This window comes from Micromonospora sp. NPDC049049 (assembly GCF_040649115.1).
GTDB lineage: Bacteria > Actinomycetota > Actinomycetes > Mycobacteriales > Micromonosporaceae > Micromonospora.
In genome coordinates, this window is sequence record NZ_JBEZEX010000009.1 from 1 (window position 1) to 26,193 (window position 26,193).

Genomic DNA, 26,193 nt, shown 5'->3' on the forward strand with positions numbered 1-26,193 from the left:
CATCCCGCCCCCCTCCCCCCCCCCCGCGCCCGGGCGGCCGCCCCGTCCGGGCCCCCCGCCGCGAGAGAGGTCTGCGTCACACGCGAACGAGCATCTTGCCGAGGTTGTCGCCGCGCAGCAGGCCGAGGAACGCCGACGGGGCGTTCTCGATGCCGTCCACGATCGTCTCGTCGTAGGACAGCGTGCCGTCGCGCAGCCAGCCCGAGACGTCGCGCACGAACGCCGCCCGCACGTCGTTGTGGTCGTTGACCAGGAAGCCGCGCAGGGTGAGCCGCTTGCCGATGACCAGCGCCAGGTTGCGCGGCGCGGCCGACGGTTCGGTGGCGTTGTACTGCGAGATCATGCCGCAGATGGCGGCCCGACCGTGCAGGTTCATGACCGAGATGGCGGCCTCCAGGTGGTCGCCGCCGACGTTGTCGAAGTAGACGTCGACACCGTCCGGGGCTGCCGCCCGCAGCGACTCGCGGACCCCGTCGTGGTAGTCGAAGGCGGCGTCGAAGCCCAGCGCCCGCAGCCGTTCGACCTTGGCCGGCGAGCCGGCACTGCCGATCACCCGGCCGGCGCCCTTGAGTTTGGCGATCTGGCCGACCAGGCTGCCCACCGCGCCGGCCGCGGCGGAGACGAAGACCGTCTCGCCGGGCTTCATCGCGGCCACCTCCAGCAGCCCGGCGTACGCGGTCAAACCGATCATGCCGAGCACGCTCAGGTACGCGCTGGCCGGGGCGATGCTCGGGTCGACGGGGCGGGCCGCGGCGGCGTCGAGCAGCGCGTACTCCCGCCAGCCCAGCCCGTGCAGGACTGTGGTCCCGACGGCGACGTCCGCCGCCTCGCTGGCCACCACCTCACCGATCGCGGCACCGTCGAGCGGCGCGTCGAGCGCGAACGGCGGCACGTACGACTTGACGTCGTTCATCCGTCCGCGCATGTACGGGTCGACGGACATGTACTGGTTGCGGACCACGATCTGGCCCGGTCCGGGCGTCGGCACCTCGGTCTCGACGAGCCGGAAGGTGTCTTCGGTGGGCCAGCCCTGGGGGCGGCTGGCCAGGTGGATCTCGCGGTTGCTGGTCACGGGGTGGTCGTCCTCTCGTCCGCGGATGGGGGCCTGGGGCCGCGAGGTCACGCGGCCAGGGTCTCGCGGACGGTGAGGGTGACGTCGACGTTGCCACGGGTGGCGTTGGAGTACGGGCAGACCTGGTGGGCCTGCTCGACGATCTGCTCGGCGACCTCGCGGGGCGCGGCGGGCAGGTCGACGACGAGCTGCACGGTGAGCCCGAAGCCGCCGCTGCCGTTCGGGCCGATGCCCACCTCGGCGCCGACCACGGAACCGGTCACGTCGGCCTTGGCCCGGCGGGCCACCAGCCGCAGCGCGCTGTGGAAGCAGGCCGCGTAACCGGCGGCGAAGAGCTGCTCGGGGTTGGCCGCGCCACCCGCGCCGCCCATCTCCTTCGGCACTGCCAGGTCGAGTGCGAACGTGCCGTCGGAGGTCTCGACGTGGCCGTCCCGGCCGTCGCCGGTGGCGGTCGCGGACGCGGTGTAGACAACCTGCATGGTGGTCACTGCTCCTTCTGTCGGTGGATGGTGTCGGTGACCCGGGTGAGGGTGTCGCGCAGCGCGACGAGCTCGTCGAAGCCCAGCCCGGTGGCCTGCGCGATCCGCAGCGGGACATCGCAGACCCGCTCGCGCAGCGCCCGGCCCTGCTCGGTGAGGCCCACCTCGACCCGCCGCTCGTCGCGGGCCGACCGCCGCCGCACCACCAAGCCCGCCCCCTCCAGCCGCTTGAGCAGCGGGGAGAGCGTGCCGGAGTCCAGCCGCAGCTCGGCGCCCAACTCGGACACCGTCGGGGCGTCGTCGGGACGCTCCCAGAGCACCAGCAGCACCAGGTACTGCGGGTAGGTCAACCCGACCTCGTCGAGGATCGGCCGGTAGACGTCGGTCAGTGCGCGCGACGCGGCGTAGAGCGCGAAGCACACCTGCCGGCGCAGCACCAGGTCATCCGTCACCACTGAACCGTAGCCCACAATTAAGTTGTGCACAACTTATCGGCCTGCGGGATCACCCGGCGGGCCGCGAGGGCGGTCACCTCAGCGATCGCCGAGGTACGCCTCCAACTCCACCTCGACCAGGTGCTCCGGGTCCAGCAGACCGGCCACCACCACAAGGGTGGCGGCCGGCCGGACCGCGCCGAAGACAGCGTTGTGCGCCCGGCCCACCTCGTCGGCGTGCAGCCGGTCCGTCACGTACATCCGGGTCCGGACCACGTCCCCCGGCTCCGCACCCACCTCGGCGAGCGCCGCCAGCCCGATCCGCAGCGCCTGCGCCATCTGCGCGGCCGGGTCACCGACGTGCACGACCCGGCCGTCCACAGTCGCCGTGCAACCGGCCGTCCAGGCCCACTCACCGGCCCGGACCACCCGGGAGTACCCGTAGCGCTGCTCCCACGGGCCGCCCGACCCCAGCCGCGTCGTCGTCATGCCTCGGCCAGCGTCCGCAACGCCTCGGCCACAGTGAAGGCACCCGCGTAGAGCGCCTTGCCGGCGATCACGCCCTCCACCCCGGCCGACTCCAGGGTCGCCAACGCCCGCAGGTCGTCCAGGGTGGACACCCCACCCGAGGCGATCACCGGCCGGTCCGTACGGGCACACACCTCGCGCAGCAGATCCAGGTTCGGCCCGCGCATCGTGCCGTCCTTGGTGATGTCGGTCACCACGTACCGACTCGCGCCCGCCTTGTCCAACCGCTCCAGCACCTCGTACAGGTCACCACCGTCGCGGGTCCAACCCCGCGCCGACAGGGTGTTGCCCCGCACGTCCAGCCCGATGGCCACCCGGTCGCCGTACTCCGCGACCACCCGGTCACACCAGACCGGGTCCTCGAGGGCGGCGGTCCCGATGTTCACCCGGGCCGCTCCGGTGCCCAGCGCCGCGCGCAGCGACTCGTCATCACGGATGCCCCCGGAGAGCTCCACCTTCACGTCCAACTGGCGCACCACCTCCGCGAGCAGGTGCGCGTTGGTGCCCCGACCGAACGCCGCGTCCAGGTCGACCAGGTGGATCCACTCCGCGCCGTCCTGCTGCCAGGCCAGCGCCGCGTCCAACGGGTCGCCGTAGATGCTCTCGCTTCCGACGGCGCCCTGCACGAGCCGGACGGCCCGGCCGTCAGCGACATCCACCGCGGGTAACAGGGTGAGGCTCAAGGTCTTCTCCTCGATCAGGTACGACGGTCCAGGGCGATCACCACGATCGCCGGCAGTACGAGCAGCAAGAGCGCGATCAGCGCGATACGCAACGCCAGGTTGTCGACAAACGTCCAGATCAGGAGCAACGCCGCGCCGGTGAGCAGCACGATCGCGGCCCGCTCACCCCTAGTGTGCCGGGCCAGCCGGCCGGAGCGACCCCGCCGCAGCCGTGGCGTCAAACTGCGGACCACCGCGCGACGGCGTTGCCGGCGGGCGACCTGACGCTGCCGGACCGCCCGCTCCCGGGCCTGCTCCGCCTCCCGCTCCGCCCGTCGGCGGGCGCGCTCCCGGCTCACCGCGACGCCCGTTGCTCGGGCACCGCGCGACGGCGCTCAGTCACCGCTGGGCAACGTGGCGAGCCAGTTGCGCAGCAGCGCGGCACCGGTGTCGGCGGACTTCTCCGGGTGGAACTGGGCCGCCGACAACGAGCCACGCTCCACCGCCGCGACGAAATCCGTGTCGTGGTGGGCGGTGGTCACAGTGGCACCGGCAGCGACCAACGCCGCCGGGTCGCCCATCGCGTACGAGTGGACGAAGTAGAACCGGCTCTGCTCCGGCAACCCGGCGAACAGCACCGACTCCCGCGGAGCCCGAACCGTGTTCCAGCCCATGTGCGGCAACCGGGCGGCGGCCAACCGGGTCACCCCGCCGGGCAGCAGCCCCAGCCCCTTGGTCACCACGCCATGCTCGTCACCGTGCTCGAAGAGCACCTGCATGCCCACGCAGATGCCGAGCACCGGCCGGCCGGCAGCCACCCGTTCGGCGATCACCGGACCGGCGCCCAGCGCCTCGATCCCCGCCATGCACGCCGCGTACGCGCCCACACCCGGCACCACCAGACCGTCGGCGGCAGCCGCCGCGGCCAGGTCGTCGGTCACCCGGACGTCCGCTCCGGCGGCGGCCAACGCCCGCTCCGCCGAGCGCAGGTTGCCCGAGCCGTAGTCGAGCACCACCACGTCACTCATGTCGTCACCCCGATCACCCGTTCTCCGGCAGCAGCCGCAGCACGCCGGCGACAGTGGCGAGCACCGCGAGCACCGCGGTGATCAGCACGGCGGCCTTCGGCGCGCCCTGCCGGTAGAGCGACCAGGTGCCGCCCACCAGCACCCCGGCCAGGATCAGCAGCAACGTCGGCAACGCGGCGCCCATCAGAGCCGCCTTCCATTCGCGACTGCGGGGCTCCGCTGCGCTGCACTCCTCGCGCTCATCAGAGCGCGCCCTTCGTGCTCGGGATCGCTCCGGCGGAACGCGGGTCGATCGAGGTGGCCTCGCGCAACGCGCGGGAGACCGCCTTGAACTGCGCCTCCACCACGTGGTGCGCGTCCGGGTGACCACCCGGACGGGCCGCCCGCAGCACGTCGACGTGCAGCGTGACCCGGGCCGCCTGACCGAAGGACTCCCAGATGTGCCGGGTCATGCTGGTCGCGTACACCGGCCCGATGTACGGGGCGAGCACCGGCTCGTCGTGCACCACGTACGGCCGACCGGAGAGGTCCACGGCGGCCCGGACCAGCACCTCGTCCATCGGCACCGTGGCCGAGCCGTACCGCCGAATGCCGGCCTTGTCGCCCAGCGCCTGGTCGAACGCGGCACCCAGCGCCAACGCGGTGTCCTCGATCGTGTGGTGCGCGTCGATCTCCAGGTCACCCACCGTGCGCACGGTCAGGTCGAAGCCGCCGTGCCGGGCGATCTGGTGCAGCATGTGGTCGTAGAAGCCGACGCCGGTGCTGATCTCGGCGGCACCGGTGCCGTCGAGATCGATCTCGACGAGGACCTTGGTCTCCTTGGTGATCCGTTCCACCCGGGCGGTCCGACTCATTGCGAAGTCTCCATTGCAGAAAGGAAGGCGTCGGTCTCGGCGGCGGTGCCGGCGGTCACCCGCAGCCAGCCGGGCAGGCCGACGTCACGAACCAGCACCCCCTGTGCCAGCAGGGCGTTCCAGACGACGGCCTGGTCGCCGCCCACCTCGAAGAGCACGAAGTTGGCGTCGCTGTCGGCGACCCGCAACCCCCGCTCGCGCAGCGTCGCCACGATCCGGTCCCGCTGCGCCATGATCGCGCTCACCGTACCGAGAAGGGCGTCGCGGTGCGCCACCGCCGCGCGTGCGGCGGCCTGGGTGAGCGCGGAGAGATGGTACGGCAGACGGACGAGCTGCACCGCCCGCACCACCGCCGGGTCGGCGGCCAGGTAACCCAGCCGGCCACCGGCGAAGCCGAACGCCTTGCTCATCGTCCGGGTGACCACCAGCCGCGGGTGGCCGGGCAGCACCGCGAGGGCGCTGACCGTCCCGGGACGGGCGAACTCGGCGTACGCCTCGTCCACTACCACCATGCCGGGCGCGACGTCGAGCACCGCAGCGATCACCGCCGGGTCCAGTGCGGTGCCGGTGGGGTTGTTCGGCGAGCAGAGGAAGACCACGTCCGGCTGGTGCTCCCGGACCTGGGCGACCGCCTCCTCGGCGGTCAACCCGAAGTCGACGCCGCGCGCGGCGGGCACCCACCGGGTGCCGGTGCCGAGGGCCAGCAGCGGGTGCATCGAGTACGCCGGAACGAAGCCGAGCGCGGTGCGCCCCGGCCCCCCGAACGCCTGGAGCAGCTGCTGCTGGATCTCGTTGGAGCCGTTGGCCGCCCACACCTGCTCGACGGTGAGCCCGTGCCCGAGATAGTCGGCCAGGTCGGCGCGGAGCGCCACCGCGTCCCGGTCCGGGTAGCGGTTCAGCTCGCGCAGCTCGCCCGCGAGCGCCTTACCGATCGCCTCGACCACCGGCTCCGGAACCGGGTGGGAATTCTCGTTGGTGTTGAGCCGCACCGGCACGTCCAACTGCGGCGCCCCGTACGGCGACAGCCCCCGCAGGTCGTCGCGGATCGGAAGATCGTCCAGACTGGTCACGCCGACCCTCCCGGGAAACGGGCCTGGACCGCCTGGCCGTGCGCGGGCAGGTCCTCCACGTTCGCGAGGGTGACCACGTGCGGGGCCACGTCGCGCAGCGCGGCCTCGGTGTACTCGATCAGGTGCACACCGCGCAGGAAGGACTGCACGGACAGGCCGGAGGAGTGCCGGGCGCAGCCGCCGGTGGGCAGCACGTGGTTGGAGCCGGCGCAGTAGTCGCCGAGCGACACCGGCGACCAGGCGCCCACGAAGATCGCCCCGGCGTTGCGGACCCGCAGCGCCCACTCCCGGGCGTCGACCGTCTGGATCTCCAGGTGCTCGGCCGCGTACGCGTCGACCACCCGCAGCCCGGCCTCAAGGTCGTCGACCAGGACCACGCCGCTCTGCTCACCGGTCAGCGCCGTGGTGACCCGCTCGGTGTGCTTGGTCGCCGGCACCTGCCGGGCCAGCTCCGCCTCGACCGCCTCGACCAGCGCCACCGACGGGGTGACCAGCACGCTCGCGGCGAGCGGGTCGTGCTCGGCCTGACTGATCAGATCAGCGGCCACGTGCGCCGGGTCGGCGGTGTCGTCGGCCAGGATGGCGATCTCGGTCGGCCCGGCCTCGGCGTCGATGCCGACCACGCCGCGCAGCAGCCGCTTGGCGGCCGTCACCCAGATGTTGCCTGGGCCGGTGATCAGGTCGACGGGGTCGCACCGCAGCTCACCGGCCGGGTCCACCGCCGCGCCGTACGCCAGCATCGCCACCGCCTGGGCCCCGCCCACGGCGTACACCTCGTCGACGCCGAGCAGCGCGCACGCGGCGAGCACCCGGGGATCGGGCAGGCCGCCGTTGTCCTTCTGCGGCGGGCTGACCACCACCAGCGAGCGCACCCCGGCCGCCTGGGCGGGCACCACGTTCATCACCACCGTCGACGGGTACATCGCCAGGCCACCGGGCACGTAGAGGCCGACCCGGTCGACCGGCAGCCACCTCTCGGTGACAGTGCCGCCGGGCACCACCTGGGTGACGTGATCGGTGCGCCGCTGGTCGGCGTGCACCCGGCGGGCCCGGGCGATGGACTCCAGCAGCGCGGCACGCACCGCCGGGTCGAGCACCCCCTCCGCCTCGGTGATCGCCTCGACCGGCACCCGCAGCACCTCCGGGGAGATGCCGTCGAACCGTTCGCTCGCTTCCCGGATCGCCGGGTACCCATGCTCACGGACCGCCTCCACCAGAGGACGGATGCGCTCGACGGCGACGGACACGTCGAGCTGGGCACGGGGCAGCAGACGGCGCGGGTCACCGAGACCGTCGCGCAGGTCGATCCGATTCAGCACCCTTGCGAGTCTAGGCGGCCCACCCGACGCCCACCCGAGCCGCCCGTACGCCGGGACGGTGAGCCGGGCCACGCCACCGCGGGCGAGATTGGTTAGGCTCGACCATGTGACCGCACGGCTGCCGGTGTTCCCGCTCGCAACGGTGCTCTTTCCCGGGTTGGTGCTGCCGCTGCACATCTTCGAGGAGCGCTACCGGGCGCTGGTCCGACACCTGGTCGGCCTGCCCGACGGTGCCCCGCGCGAGTTCGGCGTGGTGGCCATCCAGGCCGGCTGGGAGGTCGCGCCCGCCGGTCCCGCCGGCGCCCCGGCCACGTCGGGCGTCGGCGAGGTGACGCTGCACGAGGTGGGCTGCACCGCCGAGCTGCGCCAGGTGACCGAATTGACCGACGGTGGCTTCGACATCGTCACTGTCGGTCGGCGTCGTTTCCGGATCGCCGAGGTCGACGACAGCGCCGAGCCCTACCTGACCGCCGACGTCGAGTGGCTGCCCGACCCGGGCGGCCCGGACGAGGTGGCCGATCTGCTGGCCGCCCGGGTGATCGCGGTGTTCCGGCAGTACCTCGGCCTGATCCGGTCCGACCCGGAGGAGATCTCCGAGCAGTTGCCGGAGGACCCGACAGTGCTCTCACACCTGGTGGCGGCGACCGCAGCGCTCACCGTCGACGACCGGCAACGGCTGCTGGCGATCGACGACACCGCCTCCCGGCTCCGCGCCGAGCTGCGGTTGCTCAACCGCGAGGCGGCTCTGCTGCGTCAGGTGCGGGCGGTTCCGGTGCCGCTGTCGGAGCTGGCGTCCCCGCCGACACCCAACTGAACTCCCCCGGCTCGGGCTCGGGGCGTAGCCCCGGCCACCGCGACCAGCCGGCCAGCAGTGTGTACATGACCGCGGCCCCGAACGCCGGCAGCAGCAGGTTGCCGTGCGGCACCGGCAGCACGCCGAGCAGCCAGTCCACGCCACCGGCACGCAGGTCGGCGGGTTTGCTGAAGGCCTGCCCGGCCGGGGCGGTCGCCAGCAGCCGTTCGAAGGTGGCCAGACCGATCCGCCGTCCCACCTGCCAGGCCACCGGCGCGGCGACCAGGGTGCCGAGCACCGCGGCGAGCAACCCGACCGGGCCGCGCCGCCGTCGCAGCACGAACCACAGGGCGAGGGCCACAAGCAGCCCAAAGGCGAGCCCGAGCAGGCTGAACCAGCCGTCGGCGGCGATCGGCTGCTCCGGTTGCGGCTCGGCGTAGATCGCCCCCTCGGCGGTCTTGAGCACCGGGGTGTCCGGCGCGAGCGCGGCCCAGAGCAGCCCGAGCGGAACACCCAGCGCGGCGAGCGCGAGCACGGCGCCCAGCACCGTCGCCAGGGCACGCAGCGGACGACGCGGTTCGTCGAACCGCAGCTCCAGCGAGCTCCCGTACGCCGCCGAGGGCGGCAGGTGACCCGGACCGAACTCGCCCGGCGCTGTACCGGCCGACGGGTCGACCTCCGGCGGTGTCGCGTCCGGCGTACGGGGTGGCGTGGGTTGGTCGGGCTCGTCGACGGGCCGCTCACGGTCGGGGTTGTCCGGGCTCACCCGATGATCCTCTCAGGCCCGGTGCCCGGCCGGGGCTCCGGTGGCGGCAGACCAGCTCACCGGGCGAACGGCTCCACCATCATCGCGGCGGCCCGCAGCCACGCCTGCCGGGTCTCCGGCTGGAGCTGGTGGTACTCGATCGACGATCCGGTCTCCAGAGCCGGGTCGTACGGTACGACGGCAACGCCCCTGGTACGGGTGGCGAAGTGCCGCTCCAGGTCGTCCTGGAGCGTCGAGCGACCCGGGGTCGGGCAGGAGATGAGGGTGATCGCGTTGTCCGCCAACTCGCCCATGCCCTCCTCGTGCAGCAGGTCGAGCATCCAGTCCGCGCTGAACGCCGCGTCCTCCCGGGGCACTGTGGTCACCACCAGCTGGTCGGCGGCCTGCATCACAGTGCGCCAGTTGGGGCTCTCCACGTTGTTGCCGGTGTCGACGCAGACCACGTCGTGGGTGCGCCGCAGCAGCTCCAGCACCCGTCGGACGGTGAACTGGTCCAGTCGCTGGGCGAAGCGCGGGCTCTCCTCGCCGGCCAGCACGTCGTACGAGCCGTCGGAGGCGTGCCGCAGGTAGTCGTCCAGCCGGTCCAGCAGGGTCGCGCCCTCCAGGATCTCGATCTGGGCCAGGTCGCTGATCAGGTGCCGGATCGTGCGGGCGTGCCGGGCGCTGCCGGCGCGCAGGCCGAGGGTGCCGCGCAACTCGTTGTCGTCCCAGGCCAGCACACCCTTGCCGCGCACACTGCCGACCGTCGCCGCGGCGAGCACTGTGGCGGTCGTCTTGTGCACTCCGCCCTTGGGGTTGGCGAAGGCGAACACCCGGGGCGTGCCGAGGTCCCGTTGGAGCACCCCGTTGGCGCGCTCCTGCTCCTGGTCGACGGCCGGTGGGCGCCATTCGACCCGGGCCGGGTAGGCACGTTCGGCGACCGCCGAGCCAACCGCCGGGGCGGGTGGTGGCGGGACGGGCACGGCGACCGGCGGCGGGGGCGGGGGCGGCGGGGCGACCGGCGGGGGCGGCGGCGGGGCGGCCGGGTAGCCGGTCTCCGGCTGGTAGCCGGTCTCCAGCAGGGCGTACCGCGATTCCACCGACGGGTCGCCCGGTCGGTAGCCATTGTCCAGCAACGCGTAGCGCGACGGGACCGGGTCGGGGCCGCGTGCCGGCGGCTCGGGCTCGGCCCGGTACGCCGGCTCGGCGCGGTAGTCCGGCTCGGCCCGATAACCCGGCTCGGCCCGATAAGCCGGGTCCGCCCGGTAGTCCGGCTCGGCCCGGTAGCCGGGCGTCGCGCGGTACTCCGGCTCGGCGCGGTAGCCCGGCTCGGCCCGGTAACCCGGCTCGGCGCGGTAGTCCGGCTGCTCGGTCCGGTACGCCGGCTCCGCTCGATAGTCCGGCTCGGCCCGATAACCCGGCTCGGCCCGGTACGCGGGCTCGGCCCGGTAGTCCGGCTCGGCCCGGTACGCGGGGTCGACCCGGTAGGTCGCCTCGGCCCGGTAAGCAGGCTCCGCGCCGTACGACAGGTCCGCCGGATGCCCGATGGCAGGTGCCCGCCCGGCGTAGCCGTTGGGGGCCGCACGCCGTGGCAGCGGGTCCGGCGGCGGTTCCTCGCCACGCCGCTCCGGCTCGGTCTGCTCCGCGCCGCGACCGCCCAGCCGGGCACGGTCCAACAACGCGCGCCACCGCGGCGCTGGTTCGGCCGGCCGGCCCCAGCCGGTCTCACTGCCCTCCACGGCCCGCCCTCCCAGCGCCATCGATCTCTGTCTGACAGGCTACGAACCCAACCCTATTCGGACCACACCTCAGAGCGCACACCAGCCGGCGCAGATCACGACGACGGCGATGGCGTCAACGGCTCGGCGAGGGTGGCGTCCGGCGAGGTGGTGACACTCGGCGGCGTCGACTCGGTGGGCTCCGGCGTCGACGGTTCGGGTGACGGAATCGTCACGACTGGTGCGGGTTCCGACGATTCGCCCACGGAGGCCGACGGTGCCGGGGCGCTGATCATCGGCGCTGGCCGTTCGGACCGGGTCGGTACGGGGCTCGGCCCCGTGTCGGCCGGAGGGCGCACCACGTCACGCTGCTCCGGCAGGGGTGGCGTGAAGACCGTCCGGTCCAGCCGGTAGACCTCGGGGGCGGGGTCGACCGCCCGTACGTCCGGCCGGGCCGCCACACCGCGCAGCGCCACCGGCGTCGCGCGAACCACCGCCGCGTAGACGCAGGCGCAGCCGGTGCGGTACGCGGCGGCCTCGGCGGCGGCCACGTCGGCGCCGCTGACGTACTGCTCCCGCAACTCCCGCTCGCCAACCCCGTCGCCGTCGACGGCGGCCGCCCTGGCCCGGTAGTCGGCGGCCTCGGTCTCCTTGCGGGCCGCCACCTGCTCCATGCCGGCGACCACGTCGTCGGGCACCCGCAGCGCGGGGATCTTGACGATCTCGGTCTGCCGGCCGGGCAGCGGAACCCGCCCGAAGACGGTGGAGACCCCCACGTCGCCGAGCACCGTCGCCAGCCGCTGCGGAGGCAGGTAGGCGTCGAGCGTGACCAGCGCGTACGTCCCGCCCTCGGCGGCCGGGGCGGACGCGGGCAGCGCCGCCAGGTCGGCCGCGGCGGACCGCAGGTAGCCGGGAACGGAGTCGCCGTCGGCAACGCCGACCCGGGTGACCTCGCCGACAGTTCGGTCGCCGACCGGGCTGTCGTCGACAGCCCAGACGGCAGTGCCCAACACCGCCGCCGCGGAGAGCACCGCGGCCCAACTGAGCACGCCGGAGCGCGCCGACCGGTCGGCCAGCCGGGCCACCGCCCGGGTCAGCGGCGGCAGCAACCGCTGGTCCAGCTGCCGCAGCAGGTTGCCGGCGCGCACGGGCGGGATCCCCTCTGTGAAACGGTGTCGGGCGGTCGCCGCTCAGTCACGCAGGATCTGAAGCGCACGTTCCAGGTCGTCAGGGTAGTCGCTGACGAACCGGACCTCGTCCCCCGTTCGGGGGTGCACAAAGCTCAGTTCGCGGGCGTGCAGCCACTGTCGGGCCAGGCCGAGACGGGCCGAGAGGGTGGGATCGGCGCCGTAGGTGAGGTCACCCACACAGGGGTGCCGCAGGGTGGAGAAGTGCACCCGAATCTGGTGGGTCCGGCCGGTCTCCAGCCGGACGTCGACCAGACTCGCCGCCGGGAACGCCTCCAGGGTGTCGTAGTGCGTGATGCTCGGCTTGCCGCCGGACACCACAGCCCAGCGGTAGTCGTGGGTGGGGTGCCGGTCGATCGGCGCGTCGACGGTGCCCCGCAGCGGGTCCAGGTGACCCTGCACCACCGCGTGGTAGCCCTTGTCGACCTCGCGGTACTTGAAGGCCCGCTTCAACGCCGTGTACGCCTGCTCGCTCTTGGCCACCACCATGATCCCGGTGGTGCCCACGTCGAGCCGGTGCACCACGCCCTGGCGTTCGGCGGCGCCACTGGTGGAGATGCGGTGCCCGATCGCGGCGAGCGCGCCGATCACCGTCGGCCCGGTCCACCCGGGGCTCGGGTGGGCGGCCACCCCGACCGGCTTGTCGACCACGACGATGTCGTCGTCGGCGTAGACGACCCGCAGGCCGGGCACCGCCTGCGGCACCACGGTCGGCGGTGCGACCGGGGCGGGCAGCGTGACGTCCAGCCAGGAGCCGGCCTTGACCTTGTGCGAGTTGGGCCGGGCGGAGCCGTCGACCAGCGCGTCCCCGGCGTCGACCAGGGCCGCGGCGGCGGTGCGGGAGAGCCCGAACAGGCGGGACACGGCCTGGTCCAGGCGCATGCCGTCGAGGCCGTCCGGAACCGGAAGGGAACGGTGGTCGCCGCCAGCGGCGAACGCCGAGGTCATGCCCGCTCCCGCTGCTCGGTGCCCGGCGCGGCGGCGTCCGTCGTGGCCGGGTCGCCGTCGCGCCCCGCCCGCCGGCCGTCACGCTGGCGGCCGGTCAGCTCCAACAGGACGGCCAGCAGCACGCCGCAGACCAGCGAGCTGTCCGCCAGGTTGAACACCGGCCAGACCTGGCCGTACGGGTCGAAGAGGCTGATCATGTCGACCACGTGCCCGTGGAACGGGGACGGCGCGCGGAAGATCCGGTCGACGAGGTTGCCCAACGCGCCACCGAGCACCAGGCCGAGCGAGACCGCCCAGGGCAGCGAACGCAGCCGCAGGGCCATCCAGACGATCCAGCCGACCACACCGATGGTGATCAGTGGGAAGACCCAGGTGTGGTCCGCGCCGATGCTCCAGGCCGCGCCGCTGTTGCGGGTCAGGCTCAGGTAGACGAACCCGCCGAGCAGCCGGACCGGCTCCCGGTCGGTCAGCGCGGCCAGCGCGAGGTGCTTGGTGACCAGGTCGGCCAGCAGGGCCACCAGGGCGACCCCGGCGAGGATCGCGACGGCCCGGGGCCGGCGGGTGCCGCCGCCCGGATCGGTGCGGCCGGGTTCGGCGGACGGTACTGCGGTCATGCGCTCCCCATCGACAGTCTTGGCGGTGATCGCTCACCGTCTCATCGCCGCCGGGGAACGGACCTCAGCGACGCTCCTCCAGCTGCTTGCACGTCACACACAGGGTGGCCGACGGGAAGGCGGCGAGGCGCTCGACCGGGATCGGGTTGCCGCACCGTTCGCACCAGCCGTAACCACCCTCGTCGAGGCGCTCCAGAGCGCGCTCGACCTGCGTGATCCGTTCCAGAATGCTGTTGGCGAGAGAGATCTCCTGCTCCCGCTCGAGCGTCTTGGTGCCCGTGTCGGCCTGGTCATCCCCGGCCGAGTCGGTCAGCCGATCGCGCTGCAGCTCGGTGATCTCACTCAGCGTCTGATCGTACTCGGCACGAAGCTCGTCCCGCCGCGCCGCCAGCGCCGCACGGATCTTCTCGGTCTCCGCCGTGCTGCGGGTGGCCTTCGCCACCGGCTTGCGCCCGGCGGTCCTGGTGTCGGATGGCTTCGCCATGGGTCGCTCCCTAGGCCGGGGAACCGCGCGGTCCGCGGCGCCTGGTCAGGGGGCGCCGACAAAGGCGTCCCCTATGGACGAAAAGGGGCGCACGGCGACGATGGCCGCGCACTCCCGAGGTTGGCAAGAATACGGAACGTACAGGCGTCCGACAACGTGCCGCACCGTCGCACCGTCTAACAGCCCCTAGCCCTGCCTAACTGGGGCAAAGGGAACGCTAGCAGATCAATTGGGCACCTCATCTCCGTACTCACCAAACCATCGGGCCAGACGACCCCGCCGACTGACCGCCCGCAGCCGCCGTTCCGCCGCGTCCCGCACCCCTGCGGTCGCCACGATCAGCAGACTGTCGCAGGTCTTCAACCGGGTGTCGGGTGCGGGCACGAAGCCCACGCCGTCGCGCAGCACCAGGGTCACCGACGCGCCCAGCGGAAGGCGCAGTTCGTCGACGTGCACCCCGGCCAGTCGTGAGCCCGGTGGCACCTCCACCTGGAGCAGGTCCGCCCGCATCCGCTCCAGCGGCGCGGTCTCCACGTGGATCTCGGCGGCCTCGGCCGGCGCGGTCACCCGCAACCGGCGGGCGAACGGCCCCAACGTCCCGGTCTGCACCAACGTGAAGATCACCACCAGCACGAAGACCACGTCGAAGAGCCGCTCCGCGCCGGGCACCCGCTCGGAGAGCGGAATGGTGGCCAGCACGATCGGCACCGCCCCGCGCAGCCCGGCCCAGGACAGGAACGCCTGTTCCCGAAGCCCGACCCGGAACGGCAACGCCGAGACGGCCACCGACAACGGTCGGGCCAGGAGCACCAGAGCCAGCCCGGCGACCACCGCGGGCAGCACCGCCGCGTCCAGCCGGCCCGGCGAGGCCAGCAACCCGAGCAGCACGAACAACCCGATCTGGGCGAGCCAGGCCAACCCGTCCGCGAAACCGAGAATCGCCTGCCGGTGCGACAGGCGGGCATTGCCCAGCAACACCCCGGCCACATAGACGGCGAGGAAGCCCGAGGCGTGCAGAACGGCCCCCGCGGCGTACGCCAGCACCGTGATGCCCACCGCGGCGATCGGGTAGAGCCCGGCCGAGGGCAGCGCGGCCCGGCGCAGCGCCCAGGTGCCGGCGACGCCAGCGGCAACGCCCACCGCCGCACCGACGCCCAGCTCGTAACAGACCAGCGCGACCTCGTACCACCACGGGTGCGCGAAACCCCGGTGGGACAGCAGCACCACCAGCAGCACCACCGGGGCGTCGTTCATCCCCGACTCGGCCTCCAGGGTCGCCACCAGCCGGGGCGGCAACCGCAGTCGGCGCAGAGTGGCGAAGACGGCCGCCGCGTCGGTGGACGAGAGCACCGCCCCGTAGAGCAGCGCCAACCGCCAGTCCAGCCCCAGCAGCAGGTGCACGGCCACGCCGACCACAAGGATGCTGACGACCACGCCGACAGTGGAGAGTGCGGAGGCCAGCCCGAGCACCGGGCGCAGCGTGGTCCACCGGGCGGTGAGCCCGCCCTCCGCGATGATCACGATCAGCGCGCAGAAGCCGAGGGTCCGGGTCAGCTCGACGTCGTCGAAACGGATGCCCAACCCGCCCTCGCCGATCGCCACGCCCAGAGCCAGGTAGACCAGAAGGCTGGGCACACCCAGCCGGGTGGAGAGTCGCACCGCGCCGACAGCGACCAGCAGCACTGCCGCACCGAGCAGCAGGGCGATGTCCAACCCGGGAGTCACGGCTGCCTTGCCTGGGCTGTCCTCACTCGGCGGATCCGTCGCGCAGACGGCGCAGCACCTCGGGCAGGTCCGGGCCGGGTCGATCGACGAGGAAGAGCTTGTCCCGGCTGGCCGCGCCGGCGCGCAGCGACACGACGGCCGGCCGGACGCCCAACGCGCCGGCCAACGCCCGCCGGGCGGCCTCGGTGGCCCGCCCGTCGACGGCCGGGTCGTGGACCGCGATCACCAGGGCGGGCCCGTGCGGGCCGTCGAAGCGGCCACCCACCCGGTCCCGGGATGCGCCGGGCTTCACCCGTACCGCCACTGTGAGCGTGTCCTGCGCGGGCACCGGCACCGCTTCAGATCGGACGGGCGTCGGCGAGGAGAGCGGTCGCCGGCGCGCAGTGCGCGCACGGGGTGAAACCGAGGTCCACGGCCTCGGCGACCGGCAACGTCTCGGGCTGCCAGCCAATCAGGTGGGGGCAGCCGTCCAGGTGGTAACGGGGGCGGCCGTCGACGACCTCGACAGCGTCGAGCAGTCGGGCCACCCGGGCCGCCTCGGCGGGCGTGATCTGCTGGGCGGCCGGCTCGTCGACCGCCGCGACCGCCGGGTCGAACACGTCGCCGGTCGACGCCGCGAGGGGCGACGCCGGGCTCACCGGCCGGGCCCGCGCGGGCACCTCGTCCGCGGCACTCACCATCGGCGACGCGTCCTCGACGTGCGGCGGGTCGACCGGCGACACCTCATCAATCGGCGGCGCATGGTCGACCGGCGGCTCGGGTGGTTGCCGCCACCCGGTGCCGCCGGTACCAAACGTCGTGGGCACGTGCTGGACCGGCACCTCCGGCTCGACCAGCGGCGGCCCGTACGCGACACCCGGTGTGGCCTGGCTGGCCGTACGGGGCGCATCGGGATTCCGCCGGTCGGTCCGGCCGGGATCCGCCATGGCGCGGTTGGCGGCTGCCTGGCGGGCCCCCACCACCAACGCCACGGCGGCCAGCAGACTGGCCGCGATGGAGATGACCAACAAGAAGCTGGAGCCACCGGCCAGGCCGAGCACCAGTAGCACCACCGCGACGAGGATGAGCAGGAGACTTGCGACTATCACGGCTCACCCCCGCCGCGTCGAACCGTCCAGGCCTGGCCGGCGACCGTCACCATTGGCGGACAGCGATCGCCGGCCGGTGCTCAGCGTCCGGCTTCGAGGGCGCCGGAGCGCCCGCCGCCGCCGTACGAACCAGCGAGACCCGCTGCGGCCAGCCCGTTGCCGCCAGCGACCCGGCCGGCTTCGGAGCGGGTCATCTCGGCCTCGAGGCCCTGGCCACGACCGTCGAGGTCACGCAGCTGGCTCTCCAGGTACGCCTTGAGCCGGGTGCGGTACTCGCGCTCGAACTGCTTGAGCTCCTCGATGTGCTTCTGCAGCGCCGTGCGCTTGGCGTCCAGGCCGCCCATGGCCTCCTGGTGCCGCTGGCGGGCGTCCCGCTCAAGGGCGTCAGCCTTGGCGCGCGCCTCCCGGGTCACCTCCTCGGCCTTGCCGCGAGCCTCGGACAACAGCTGGTCGGCCTCGCGGCGAGCGTCGGACACGTGGTCGTCGGCGGTGCGCTGGGCCATCATCAGCACGCGCAGGGCCTGCTGCTCACCGTCACCGGTGACGCCGCCGGCCGGGCCGCCGGTCGAGCGGACCTGCTCCAGCTCGGCCTGCATCGCGCGGGCAGCCTGCTCGGCCGCCGACTTGTCGCGCTGCACCCGGTCCAGTTGGGCCTTGACATCGTTGAGCTCCGCCGCCAGTCGGGCGTCGCCGCCGGGGCCGGCGGGGGCGCCGCCACGGCCGCCGCGCTCCACCTGGGCGCGCAGCTCGTTGTTCTCTTCGATGAGACGGGCGAGCTCGCGCTCGACCTCATCCAGGAAGGCGTCGACCTCCTCCTCGTCATACCCCCGTTTGCCGATCGGCGGCTTTTTGAAGGCGACGTTGTGGACGTCGGCCGGGGTCAGCGGCATCGAAACTCCTCGGGTCAGTTGCGGCCGCGAAAGCGCGTCGGTCATCAGGCAGATGCCCTGATCGACGGCCCTAACACGAACTCCATCAGCACGAACAGGATAACCAGGAGCACAAGGGAGGCCAGGTCGATGCTCACGGTACCAATTCGCAGCGGAGGGATCACACGCCTCAACGCGTTGAGAGGGGGATCAGTGACGCTCCACACGGATTCCAATCCTGCCGATGCTCCACGCCCCGGTTGCCAGCGACGGCCGTACTGGAGGACGGCGCTCAACACGAACCGGGACAGAAGAAGGAGCAGGAAGACATAAAGGATCAGGTACAGCACTTGCAGTAAGATCGACAACACGGTCAGCGACGTCCCTCGGGTCGGGCGGGATCAACTCAGACTGAAAAAGCCGCCCTCAGCGATCTTGGCTTTGTCCTCTGCGGTGACCTGGACGTTAGCCGGTGAGAGCAGGAACACCCGATTGGTCACGCGCTCGATCGTACCGCGCAGGCCGAACGCCAGCCCGGCGGCGAAGTCCACCAGACGGCGGGCATCCGCCTCATCCATCTCGGTGAGATTGATGATCACCGGGACACCGTCGCGGAAGTGCTCACCGATGGTGCGCGCCTCCCGGTAGGTGGTGGGGTGCAGCGTGGTGATCTGGTAACGCTGCTCCTCCTCGGGCAGGGCCCGCTCACGCGACGTGACCTGCGGCGCGAGGGCCAGGTTGTCCCGAGTGTGGTAGGTCAGCGCACCGGAGGTCTCGCCCGCCGACGACCGGGTGATAGACCGGACGCTGGACCGCTCGATCCGCTCCGGCCGCTCACCGTCGCCGCGCTCGGACTCGCTCAACCGCGTGCTCGACCGCTCGGAGAGTCGGCCCCGCCCGCTGTCGCGCGGCCGGGGAGCCGGCGGCTCCTCGGCGTCGTCCTCGTCGTCGTCGGCGAACTCCTCGGCGTACCGGCTCTGCCGGTACCGCGAGTCGCGGTAGCCACCCTTGTCGTAGCCACCGTCGTCGTAGGCCCGCTCGTCGTCTTCTTCGACCAGACCGAGCCAGACCCCCGCCTTGCGCAGTGCACCCATCCCGCGCCCTTCCGTCCGCCGTGCGGCACGCGCCCCCGTGCCATGTCGCCCGTCGCGAGTGGACAACCATGCCCATCGGACCGGAACAGCAATCCCCCCGGCGCGCGATTCGCGTCGCGCGCCACGACCCCCAACCGGGAGACGCCCGCCCCTGAAACAACACTGATGTAATTTGCTTGTCTCGCGGTCAGGCTACCGCAGCGTGGGACGCATTCCGAGCAACGCGCTACCGACGCGGACATGTGTCGCGCCGTAACGGATCGCTATTTCGAAATCCCCGCTCATACCGGCCGACAGCGCGGTGGCTCCCGGATGGACAGCCCGAAACGCGTCGGCGACCTCCGCGAGCCGGGCGAACGCCCGCTCCGGCTCCCACCCCAGCGGAGCGACAGCCATGAGGCCGACCAGACGCAACCCCGACGCGTCGGCGACCGCCTCGGCCACCGGCTCCAGACCGGCGGCCGGATCCGCCGAGCCGGGCAGGGCACCGCCCCGGGCCGTGTCGCCGTCGATGCTCACCTGGACCAGAGCGTCGAGCGGCTCCTGCCGGTCCGCTGTCGCGGTTGCCAACGCCCGGGCCAGCCGGACACTGTCGACGGAGTGCACCACGTCGGCGTAGCGGACCACCGAGCGGGCCTTGTTGCGCTGCAACTGGCCGATGAAGTGCCAGCGGGGACGCACCCCGGCGGCGGCCACCTCGGTGGCCTTGCCGGCTGCCTCCTGGTCGCGGTTCTCCCCCATGTCGGTCACCCCGAGCCCGGCCAGCGCCAACACATCACTGGCCGGGTAGGTCTTCGTCACCGCGATCATGGTCACCTCGGAACGGTCCCGGCCGGCCTGCGCGCAGGCGTCATCGACCCGGGACCGGACCTGGGCCAGACCGGCCGCGAGTTCGGCGTGCCGATCTGGTCGTACCGTGGCTGAGCTGTCGGTCATCGGCGGTGCTCAGGACCCGTTCTTGAGGAAGTCGGGAACGTCCACGTCGTCGAAGAGCACGCGACGCGGCGACTGGGCCGGAGCCGGGTTGGTGGCCGGCGCAGGCGCCGGGGTGCTCTGCGGTGCCGGCTGGTTGGTGTTGGTCTTGCGGGTCGGCTCGGCCGCCTTGTACGCGGGCGTGCCGCCGTCGAAGCCCGCCGCGATGACAGTCACCCGAACCTCGTCACCGAGCGCGTCGTCGATGACAGCGCCGAAGATGATGTTGGCGTCCGGGTGAGCCGCGTCGGTGACCAGCTGGGCGGCGTCATTGATCTCGAACAGGCCCAGGTCGGAGCCGCCGGCGATGGAGAGCAGCACGCCCCGCGCGCCGTCCATGCTCTGCTCCAGCAGCGGGCTGGAGATGGCCGCCTCGGCCGCCTCGACCGCGCGGTTCTCGCCGCGGGCGCTGCCGATGCCCATCAACGCGCTGCCGGCGCCGCTCATCACGCTCTTGACGTCGGCGAAGTCCAGGTTGATCAGACCCGGGGTGGTGATCAGGTCGGTGATGCCCTGCACACCCGAGAGCAGCACCTGGTCGGCCGTACGGAACGCGTCCATCATGCTGATGTTGCGATCGCCCAGGGCCAGCAGCCGGTCGTTCGGGATGACGATCAGCGTGTCGCACTGGTTGCGGAGCTCGTCTATCCCCGTCTCGGCCTGCACCTGGCGGCGCTTGCCCTCGAAGGAGAACGGCCGGGTCACCACCCCGATGGTCAGCGCGCCGAGCTTGCGGGCGATGTTGGCCACCACGGGCGCGCCGCCGGTGCCGGTGCCGCCGCCCTCGCCGCAGGTCACGAAGACCATGTCGGCGCCCTTGAGCACCTCTTCGATCTCGTCGCGGTGGTCCTCGGCGGCGTTCTTCCCGACGTCCGGGTTGGCCCCGGCCCCCAGGCCACGGGTCAGCTCCCGACCAACGTCGAGCTTGACGTCGGCGTCGCTCATCAGCAGCGCCTGCGCATCGGTGTTGATCGCGATGAACTCGACGCCCTTGAGCCCAACCTCGATCATCCGGTTGACGGCGTTGACGCCGCCACCCCCGATGCCGACGACCTTGATGACCGCCAGGTAGTTGTGCGGAGGTGTCATCTCCGGTCCTTTCCTTCGAGATTGGCTTCGGCCGACCGGTTACGGCGTGGCCAGACCAGCGGCCGACGACAGCTGTCTCCAACGAGGATCAGGGGTGAACCCTAACCCTCTACTAGAGGCTTACAGTTATGTCAACCACTGAAGCTCTTCGGGGCAACGTAAGCGCCACCGCGCCATGAGCCAAGGACCCGGGCGGCGTGTCGCCGCGCGGAGCGCCACGGGTCACGCCGCGCACGCTCCCTGGTCAACGAAAGGTCACCACATCCGGCGCGCTCACGTCGATCCGGTCGGCGTCCTCGTCGAGCAGCGCGGTGGCCACCCGAGCCTTGTCCGTACCCCGGGTCGCGTCGCCCCAGACCACCGTTCGGTCGCCGCGCAACCGCAGGCTGATCCGGGCCAGCCCCGCCACGTTCACGTCCACCAGCTCCGCGCGCAGCTGCGGCGTCAGCGCGACGAGCACCTCCAGCGCGGCCCGGGTGCCCGGGTCGTCGGCGGCCGGGCGAGCCACAGTCACCTGTGGCAGGTCCGCCGGGCGTCGCTCCACCGTCCGGAACGCCACCCCGCTCCGGTCGATCAGGGCGAACACCTCGCCCTGCGGCACCACCGCCACCGCTGTCCGCTCGGTCACCCGCACCACCAGCGCGCCGGGCCAGTCCCGGGAGACCGCGGCCCGCTCCACCGCCGGCAGCGCACCGACCCGACGGGCGACTGCGGCCAGGTCCACCCGGGCCAGCGGCACTCCGTCCGGCACCCCTGCCGCGTCGTGCACCTGCACCGGGGTGACCAGGTCGGCACCCTCCACGCGCACCTCCCGCACACCGAACAGCCCGGTGCCGAGCACCGTCCAGGCGACCAGCCCGGCCAGGGCGAGCACGCCGGCGGCCACCGCCCACGGCAGCGCCGCACGCATGCGACGCTGCCGGGCACGGGCCATGAACCGGCGGGTCGAGGGCGGCACCGCGTCGCGGCCCGCCCGGACCAACTGCCACCGCCGGGCCGGACCGCGGCGCTGAGCGCCACCGTCGGCGGCGCTGGTCCGCCCTCGGGCCGGGCCGGGACTCATCCGGCGGTGGGCGCCGAGCCGCCGGGCACGGCAGTGCCACCGAGAGCCGCACCGTCGCCGCCGGATGTCGCCCCACCCGGCACCGGATCACCGATCGCCGGGGTGGTGGCCACCGGGTCGACGGTCGCTGTCGGTGCCGAGCCGGCCGCACGCTCACCCAGGGCCGCCAGCAGTTCGTCGCCCATCAGCGAGATCGGCGGGGCGCCCATGGTGACCACCACGTCCCCGGAGCGGGCGCGACGGGCCACCTCGATCGGGGCCTGCTCCCACGACTCCACGAAGACCTTGCGGTCGGCGGGCAGATCCACCGCCGCGATCAGTGCCGCCGAGCCCTCGCCGGGCTGACGCAACTCACCCGGCCCGAAGACCTCCAGGAGCACCACCTCGTCCGCGATGGCCAACGCCTCGGCGATCTCCGCCTGGTTGTCGCGGGTGCGGTACAGCCGGTACGGCTGGAAGACGACGATCAGCCGGCCATCCCCGGCGACCTCGCGCAACGTCTGGTTCGCCAACGTCATCGAGGTCGGGTGGTAGGCGTACTCGTCGTAGACCAGCACGCCGTCCGCGACACCCTTGCGCTCGAAGCGCCGTCGCACCCCGGGAAAGACCGCCAGCGCGGCCTCCGCCGCCTCCAGCGGCAGTTCCAGCAGGTACGCGGCCAGCACCGCGGCGGCGCTGTTCAGCCCCATGTGCCGGCCCGGCACCGGCAGTCGGAACTCGCCCAGCGACCGCCCGTCGATCGCGGCCAGGTAGCGCACTCCACGCGCGGAGGAGACCATCTCGGTCAACCGCAGGTCGGCGTCGGCGGCCTCGCCGTAGGTGAACACCCGTCGTCCCTCGGACCGCAGGCTCTCGGCCAACCGCCGACCGCCCGGGTCGTCGACGCAGGTGATAATGAACCCGTCCGGGTCGGTGAGGCGGGCGAACTCCACGAACGCCGCCTCCAGCGTCGCGTAGTCGCCGTAGGTGTTCAGGTGGTCCGCCTCGACGTTCGTGATGATCGAGACGTACGGGCGGTAGATGAGGAACGAGCGGTCGCTCTCGTCCGCCTCGACCACGAAGTGCTCGCCGGTGCCGTGGTGGGCGCCCGAACCGACCTCGGAGATCTCCCCACCGATCACGAAGGACGGGTCCACACCGGCCTGCTGGAGCACCATCGTCACCATCGAGGTGGTGGTGGTCTTGCCGTGCGTACCGGCGACGGCCACCGCCCGACGGCCGGTCATCGCCGCGGCGAGCGCCTCCGAGCGGTGCAGCACGCGTAGGCCGCGCCGACGCGCCTCGACCAGCTCCAGGTGGTCCTGGGGAATGGCCGACGAGTAGACGACCGTGTCCACGCCGTCGAGGTTGCTCACCTCGTGACTGAGGTGGATGGTGCCGCCGAGCGCCCGCAGGCCGGCCAGCGAGGGCCACTCCCGCAGGTCGCTGCCGGAGACCCGGATACCGCGGGTGAGCAGCAGCCGGGCCACGCCGAGCATGCCCACCCCACCCACTCCGATCAGGTGGACGGCGCCCAGGTCCTCGGCGGTGAGCGTGCCGGCCGGGGTGAACTGCGCGGTCATCGGGCCACCGCCGCCAGCACGAAGGAACGCAGCGCCTCGTCGCCGTCGCGCCGGCCGTAGGACCCGGCGGCGGCACCCATGTTGTAGAGCCGCTGTGGATCACGGATGAGGGGGATGACTGTGCGCTCCAGCCAGTCCGGGGTGAGCTCCGCGTCGTCGACCAGCAGCCCACCGCCGGCCTCCACCACGGGCAGCGCGTTGCGCCGCTGCTCCTGGTTGCTGTGCGGGTACGGCACGTAGATCGTGGGCAGCCCGATCGCGGCCACCTCGGCGACGGTCATCGCCCCGCCCCGGGCCAGCATCAGGTCGGCGGCGGCGTAGCCCAGCTCCATCTCGGACAGGTACGGCAGCGTCACGTACGGCACCGGCAGGTCGGTGGGGATCGGCACCGGCTCGTTGCGGGCGCCCATCACGTGCAGCACCTGCACGCCGTTGCGGGCCAGCTCCTTGGCTGCCCCGGAGACCGCCAGGTTGATCGAGCGGGCACCGGACGAGCCGCCGGACACGAAGAGCACCGGCAGGTCCGGGCGGAGCCCGAAGTGGGCGCGGGCGGCGTTACGCAGCGCGTACCGGTCCAGACCGGCGATGGCGCGGCGCAGCGGCACACCGACGACTGTGGCGTCCCGCAGCGACTCGGCCTGGCTCGGCTGGTTCGGGAAGCCGACGGCCACGTTCTTGGTGAACTTCATGCCCAGCTTGTTGGCCACGCCCGGTGGCACGTTCACCTCGTGGATCACCATGGGCAGCTCGCGGCGCCACGCGGCCAGGTAGGCCGGCACCGAGACGTACCCACCGAAGCCGACGACCACGTCGGCGCGCACCTCGTCGATCACCTTGCCCGCGGCGCGGGCCGCGGTCCACATCCGACCCGGGGTGCGGACCAGGTTCATGTTGACCGACCGGGGCAGCTGGTACGCCGGGATCTGCCGCAGGTCGTAGCCCTGCGGCGGGATCAGGTCGTTCTCCATGCCCCGTGGTGTGCCGAGGCAGGTGATCCGGACGCCCGGGTCGTGTCGGCGCAGGCAGTCGGCGAAGGCGAGCAGCGGGTAGACGTGCCCCCCGGTGCCACCTCCCGCGAGCACCACCGAACGCAGCGGACCCATCAGCGTCTCCTCTCGCTCGCCGTACCACCGCGGCTTCGGTCCTGTCGGACCCCGCGCGGCGCGGCCTGATCGTCATGGCGCCGCTCGCGGGACCGGGGTACGGACCCTCGGCCAGCGGGCGGCGTCGCCGGCCGGCGACGCCGGCCGGGAAGCGGCGGCAACGGGGCCCAGAGTAGTCGGACCCACCGGGCCGGCGGACGGGCATGCAGTGCTCTGGCCGCATCGGGTTCGGCGCGGGCGAAGGACGCCAGCATGCCGATGCCCGCCAACGTCACCACCAGGGCACTTCCGCCGTCGGAGATGAACGGCAACGGCAGACCGGTGATCGGCAGCAGCCCCACCACCCCACCGATGTTGATCACGGCCTGGCTGACCAGCCAGGTGGTCACGGCGGTTGCGGCGAGCCGGCGGAACGGGTCGTCGACCCGCCGGGCGATCCGGAAACCGGTGTACGCGAGGACCGCGAAGAGGCTGAGCACCACGACGCACCCGATCACGCCCAGCTCCTCGGCGATGATCGCGAAGATGAAGTCGTTGTGCGCCTCGGGGAGCCAGTCCCACTTCAGGCTGCCCTTGCCCAGCCCGACACCGAACCAGCCACCGTGCTCGATGGCCAGCCGCCCCTGGTAGAACTGGAGGCAGTCGTTGAGTTTGCAGGTCTCCGGGTCCGGTGGATTGAAGAACATGTCCAGCCGGGCGAGGCGGTAGTTGTCCGCGCCGCGCTCGCCGGAGCCGGCGCCCAGTGAGGCCACCGCCACGAGCAGGCCGATCCCGACCAGCCCGGCCGCGGCCAGGGCCCCGAAGACCCGCATCCGCACCCCGGCGGCCCAGAGCAGGCCCACGACCAGGGCCAGCAGGCAGAGCATCGTGCCCGTGTCGTTGTAGCCGACCAGGACGAAGAGCAGGCCGACGACCGGAAAGAGCGGGGTGGCCAGTTCGCGCCACCACCCGAGCGCGGCGCCCTTTCGGGCGACGAGGTGCGCACCCCAGAGCACCATCGCGAACTTGGCCAACTCAGAGGGCTGTAGCTGGATTCCGCCGACGAACAGCCAGTTCAGCCGGGCCTCGACCGGCCCGAAGCTGGCCGACTCCTGCTTGGTCAGGCGGGCGATCGCGACAAGCAGGTTGAGCACCACCAGGAGGGCGACCGAGGCGAACAGCAGTGGCCGCCCCAGCGAGCGGTAGGTGCTGGCCGGCAGGCGCTGGCAGACCCAGAACGCGCCGATGCCGATCACCGCGAAGATGGCCTGCTTGGTCACCGAGGCCGAGGCGTTGCCGTCCTCGGCGTAGTCCTTCACGCTGGTCGCCGAGAAGACCATGGTCAGCCCGATCAGCAGCAGCAGGCCGGCGCAGGACAGCAGCAGGTAGTAGGAGGTCAGCGGCCGGTCCAGCAGGCCGCGCAGCGCGGCGAGCCCGCCGGCCGCGTCGAACCCGCGCGGCGGTGTCGCCGCTACGGCCTCCGGCCCCCGTCCCGCCGCCCCGGGCTCCCGTGCCCCGGGTCCGGGTTCGCGGGCCGCCGCGCCGCGCTCCGAACCGCGCGCCCCGGCAGCCACCGGTGTACGCGCCGCGCTCGGCGACCGTCGCGGTCGTCCGACAGTCTCATCCTCAGTGCCGATTTCCTCCCCCACCCCGACATCATCACCGCTGAACACGCCCCACCGCCCCACAACGCCTCACCGGGCGTGTCGAACCC

The 26,193-nt window shown here is 72.7% G+C and carries 30 protein-coding genes; 1 reads left to right on the forward strand and 29 read right to left on the reverse strand.

The features are described from left to right. Positions 1 to 76 precede the first annotated feature (76 nt). The 11 genes from AB0B68_RS11675 to hisD all read right to left on the reverse strand — a co-directional run bounded on the left by AB0B68_RS11675 (position 77) and on the right by hisD (position 7,446). Complete coding sequence (locus AB0B68_RS11675) at positions 77 to 1,072, reverse strand: NADP-dependent oxidoreductase (RefSeq protein ID WP_355007653.1); 996 nt, start codon at positions 1,070 to 1,072, stop codon at positions 77 to 79. Between the two features lie 47 nt (positions 1,073 to 1,119). Continuing rightward, positions 1,120 to 1,551 carry an organic hydroperoxide resistance protein gene (locus tag AB0B68_RS11680; protein ID WP_355007798.1) on the reverse strand — a complete coding sequence of 144 codons (432 nt, stop codon included), beginning with the start codon at positions 1,549 to 1,551 and terminating at the stop codon, positions 1,120 to 1,122. 5 nt (positions 1,552 to 1,556) lie between these two features. Then, positions 1,557 to 2,003 (reverse strand): MarR family winged helix-turn-helix transcriptional regulator, encoded by a 447-nt coding sequence (locus AB0B68_RS11685; RefSeq protein ID WP_357202520.1) that lies wholly within the window; start codon positions 2,001 to 2,003, stop codon positions 1,557 to 1,559. Between the two features lie 81 nt (positions 2,004 to 2,084). Further along, the gene (locus AB0B68_RS11690; protein ID WP_357202523.1) at positions 2,085 to 2,474 is read right to left on the reverse strand and encodes a RidA family protein; all 390 of its coding nucleotides are present in this window, start codon (positions 2,472 to 2,474) and stop codon (positions 2,085 to 2,087) included. Continuing rightward, positions 2,471 to 3,196: a bifunctional 1-(5-phosphoribosyl)-5-((5-phosphoribosylamino)methylideneamino)imidazole-4-carboxamide isomerase/phosphoribosylanthranilate isomerase PriA gene (gene priA, locus AB0B68_RS11695; protein WP_357202526.1), complete on the reverse strand. Its 726-nt coding sequence runs from the start codon at positions 3,194 to 3,196 to the stop codon at positions 2,471 to 2,473. Before priA ends, AB0B68_RS11690 begins: the two co-directional genes overlap by 4 nt. Before the next feature lie 14 nt (positions 3,197 to 3,210). Then, on the reverse strand, positions 3,211 to 3,534 hold the full coding sequence (locus AB0B68_RS11700) for a hypothetical protein (protein ID WP_355007656.1): 324 nt from the start codon (positions 3,532 to 3,534) through the stop codon (positions 3,211 to 3,213). A gap of 36 nt (positions 3,535 to 3,570) precedes the next feature. Beyond that, the gene (gene hisH / locus AB0B68_RS11705) at positions 3,571 to 4,203 is read right to left on the reverse strand and encodes an imidazole glycerol phosphate synthase subunit HisH (RefSeq protein ID WP_357202529.1); all 633 of its coding nucleotides are present in this window, start codon (positions 4,201 to 4,203) and stop codon (positions 3,571 to 3,573) included. 13 nt (positions 4,204 to 4,216) lie between these two features. Next, positions 4,217 to 4,387, reverse strand: coding sequence for a hypothetical protein (locus tag AB0B68_RS11710; protein WP_357259611.1), 171 nt, complete (start codon positions 4,385 to 4,387; stop codon positions 4,217 to 4,219). Positions 4,388 to 4,445: 58 nt separating this feature from the next. Further along, a complete protein-coding gene (gene hisB / locus AB0B68_RS11715; RefSeq protein ID WP_030334475.1) occupies positions 4,446 to 5,057 on the reverse strand; it encodes an imidazoleglycerol-phosphate dehydratase HisB in 612 nt (203 codons plus the stop codon). After that, on the reverse strand, positions 5,054 to 6,127 hold the full coding sequence (locus tag AB0B68_RS11720; protein WP_357259614.1) for a histidinol-phosphate transaminase: 1,074 nt from the start codon (positions 6,125 to 6,127) through the stop codon (positions 5,054 to 5,056). The genes hisB and AB0B68_RS11720 overlap by 4 nt, the downstream gene beginning before the upstream one ends. Then, complete coding sequence (gene hisD / locus AB0B68_RS11725; protein ID WP_357259618.1) at positions 6,124 to 7,446, reverse strand: histidinol dehydrogenase; 1,323 nt, start codon at positions 7,444 to 7,446, stop codon at positions 6,124 to 6,126. The genes AB0B68_RS11720 and hisD overlap by 4 nt, the downstream gene beginning before the upstream one ends. 106 nt (positions 7,447 to 7,552) lie before the next feature. Between hisD and AB0B68_RS11730 the strand changes: the two genes are divergently transcribed. Further along, positions 7,553 to 8,260 (forward strand): LON peptidase substrate-binding domain-containing protein, encoded by a 708-nt coding sequence (locus AB0B68_RS11730; RefSeq protein ID WP_357202537.1) that lies wholly within the window; start codon positions 7,553 to 7,555, stop codon positions 8,258 to 8,260. On the opposite strand, the gene AB0B68_RS11735 is transcribed toward AB0B68_RS11730, so the two are convergent. The 18 genes from AB0B68_RS11735 to AB0B68_RS11820 all read right to left on the reverse strand — a co-directional run bounded on the left by AB0B68_RS11735 (position 8,175) and on the right by AB0B68_RS11820 (position 25,903). Then, positions 8,175 to 8,867: a DUF2567 domain-containing protein gene (locus AB0B68_RS11735; RefSeq protein WP_357259764.1), complete on the reverse strand. Its 693-nt coding sequence runs from the start codon at positions 8,865 to 8,867 to the stop codon at positions 8,175 to 8,177. The two genes, AB0B68_RS11730 and AB0B68_RS11735, sit on opposite strands and share 86 nt — an antisense overlap. 194 nt (positions 8,868 to 9,061) lie before the next feature. Next, positions 9,062 to 10,744 (reverse strand): AAA family ATPase, encoded by a 1,683-nt coding sequence (locus AB0B68_RS11740; protein WP_357259621.1) that lies wholly within the window; start codon positions 10,742 to 10,744, stop codon positions 9,062 to 9,064. Positions 10,745 to 10,818: 74 nt separating this feature from the next. Beyond that, positions 10,819 to 11,850: a hypothetical protein gene (locus tag AB0B68_RS11745; RefSeq protein WP_357202543.1), complete on the reverse strand. Its 1,032-nt coding sequence runs from the start codon at positions 11,848 to 11,850 to the stop codon at positions 10,819 to 10,821. Positions 11,851 to 11,892: 42 nt separating this feature from the next. Beyond that, positions 11,893 to 12,837 (reverse strand): RluA family pseudouridine synthase, encoded by a 945-nt coding sequence (locus AB0B68_RS11750; protein WP_357202546.1) that lies wholly within the window; start codon positions 12,835 to 12,837, stop codon positions 11,893 to 11,895. After that, entirely contained in the window at positions 12,834 to 13,451 is a 618-nt protein-coding gene (gene lspA, locus AB0B68_RS11755) for a signal peptidase II (protein ID WP_357202549.1), read from the reverse strand. The genes AB0B68_RS11750 and lspA overlap by 4 nt, the downstream gene beginning before the upstream one ends. A gap of 64 nt (positions 13,452 to 13,515) precedes the next feature. Then, the gene (locus AB0B68_RS11760; RefSeq protein WP_091407724.1) at positions 13,516 to 13,935 is read right to left on the reverse strand and encodes a TraR/DksA C4-type zinc finger protein; all 420 of its coding nucleotides are present in this window, start codon (positions 13,933 to 13,935) and stop codon (positions 13,516 to 13,518) included. A gap of 225 nt (positions 13,936 to 14,160) precedes the next feature. Continuing rightward, positions 14,161 to 15,660: a potassium/proton antiporter gene (locus AB0B68_RS11765; protein WP_357202555.1), complete on the reverse strand. Its 1,500-nt coding sequence runs from the start codon at positions 15,658 to 15,660 to the stop codon at positions 14,161 to 14,163. Positions 15,661 to 15,682: 22 nt separating this feature from the next. Next, on the reverse strand, positions 15,683 to 15,988 hold the full coding sequence (locus AB0B68_RS11770; protein ID WP_355007667.1) for a DUF167 domain-containing protein: 306 nt from the start codon (positions 15,986 to 15,988) through the stop codon (positions 15,683 to 15,685). Between the two features lie 10 nt (positions 15,989 to 15,998). Then, complete coding sequence (locus AB0B68_RS11775) at positions 15,999 to 16,748, reverse strand: hypothetical protein (protein WP_357202559.1); 750 nt, start codon at positions 16,746 to 16,748, stop codon at positions 15,999 to 16,001. 80 nt (positions 16,749 to 16,828) lie between these two features. Beyond that, positions 16,829 to 17,638 (reverse strand): DivIVA domain-containing protein, encoded by an 810-nt coding sequence (locus AB0B68_RS11780; RefSeq protein WP_355007668.1) that lies wholly within the window; start codon positions 17,636 to 17,638, stop codon positions 16,829 to 16,831. A gap of 44 nt (positions 17,639 to 17,682) precedes the next feature. Beyond that, the gene (locus tag AB0B68_RS11785) at positions 17,683 to 17,988 is read right to left on the reverse strand and encodes a YggT family protein (protein ID WP_030334503.1); all 306 of its coding nucleotides are present in this window, start codon (positions 17,986 to 17,988) and stop codon (positions 17,683 to 17,685) included. Positions 17,989 to 18,018: 30 nt separating this feature from the next. Continuing rightward, on the reverse strand, positions 18,019 to 18,711 hold the full coding sequence (gene sepF, locus AB0B68_RS11790) for a cell division protein SepF (protein WP_357202563.1): 693 nt from the start codon (positions 18,709 to 18,711) through the stop codon (positions 18,019 to 18,021). Positions 18,712 to 18,903: 192 nt separating this feature from the next. Beyond that, a complete protein-coding gene (locus tag AB0B68_RS11795) occupies positions 18,904 to 19,647 on the reverse strand; it encodes a YggS family pyridoxal phosphate-dependent enzyme (RefSeq protein ID WP_357202566.1) in 744 nt (247 codons plus the stop codon). A 9-nt stretch (positions 19,648 to 19,656) separates the two neighbouring features. After that, positions 19,657 to 20,772, reverse strand: a complete 1,116-nt coding sequence (ftsZ, locus tag AB0B68_RS11800; RefSeq protein WP_091407710.1) for a cell division protein FtsZ — start codon at positions 20,770 to 20,772, stop codon at positions 19,657 to 19,659. 244 nt (positions 20,773 to 21,016) lie between these two features. Beyond that, positions 21,017 to 21,835, reverse strand: coding sequence for an FtsQ-type POTRA domain-containing protein (locus tag AB0B68_RS11805; RefSeq protein WP_357202568.1), 819 nt, complete (start codon positions 21,833 to 21,835; stop codon positions 21,017 to 21,019). Further along, positions 21,832 to 23,397 carry a UDP-N-acetylmuramate--L-alanine ligase gene (gene murC / locus AB0B68_RS11810; protein WP_357202571.1) on the reverse strand — a complete coding sequence of 522 codons (1,566 nt, stop codon included), beginning with the start codon at positions 23,395 to 23,397 and terminating at the stop codon, positions 21,832 to 21,834. Before murC ends, AB0B68_RS11805 begins: the two co-directional genes overlap by 4 nt. Next, the gene (gene murG, locus AB0B68_RS11815; protein ID WP_355007673.1) at positions 23,394 to 24,500 is read right to left on the reverse strand and encodes an undecaprenyldiphospho-muramoylpentapeptide beta-N-acetylglucosaminyltransferase; all 1,107 of its coding nucleotides are present in this window, start codon (positions 24,498 to 24,500) and stop codon (positions 23,394 to 23,396) included. The genes murC and murG overlap by 4 nt, the downstream gene beginning before the upstream one ends. Then, on the reverse strand, positions 24,500 to 25,903 hold the full coding sequence (locus tag AB0B68_RS11820; protein ID WP_357259768.1) for a putative peptidoglycan glycosyltransferase FtsW: 1,404 nt from the start codon (positions 25,901 to 25,903) through the stop codon (positions 24,500 to 24,502). The genes murG and AB0B68_RS11820 overlap by 1 nt, the downstream gene beginning before the upstream one ends. Positions 25,904 to 26,193 lie beyond the last annotated feature (290 nt).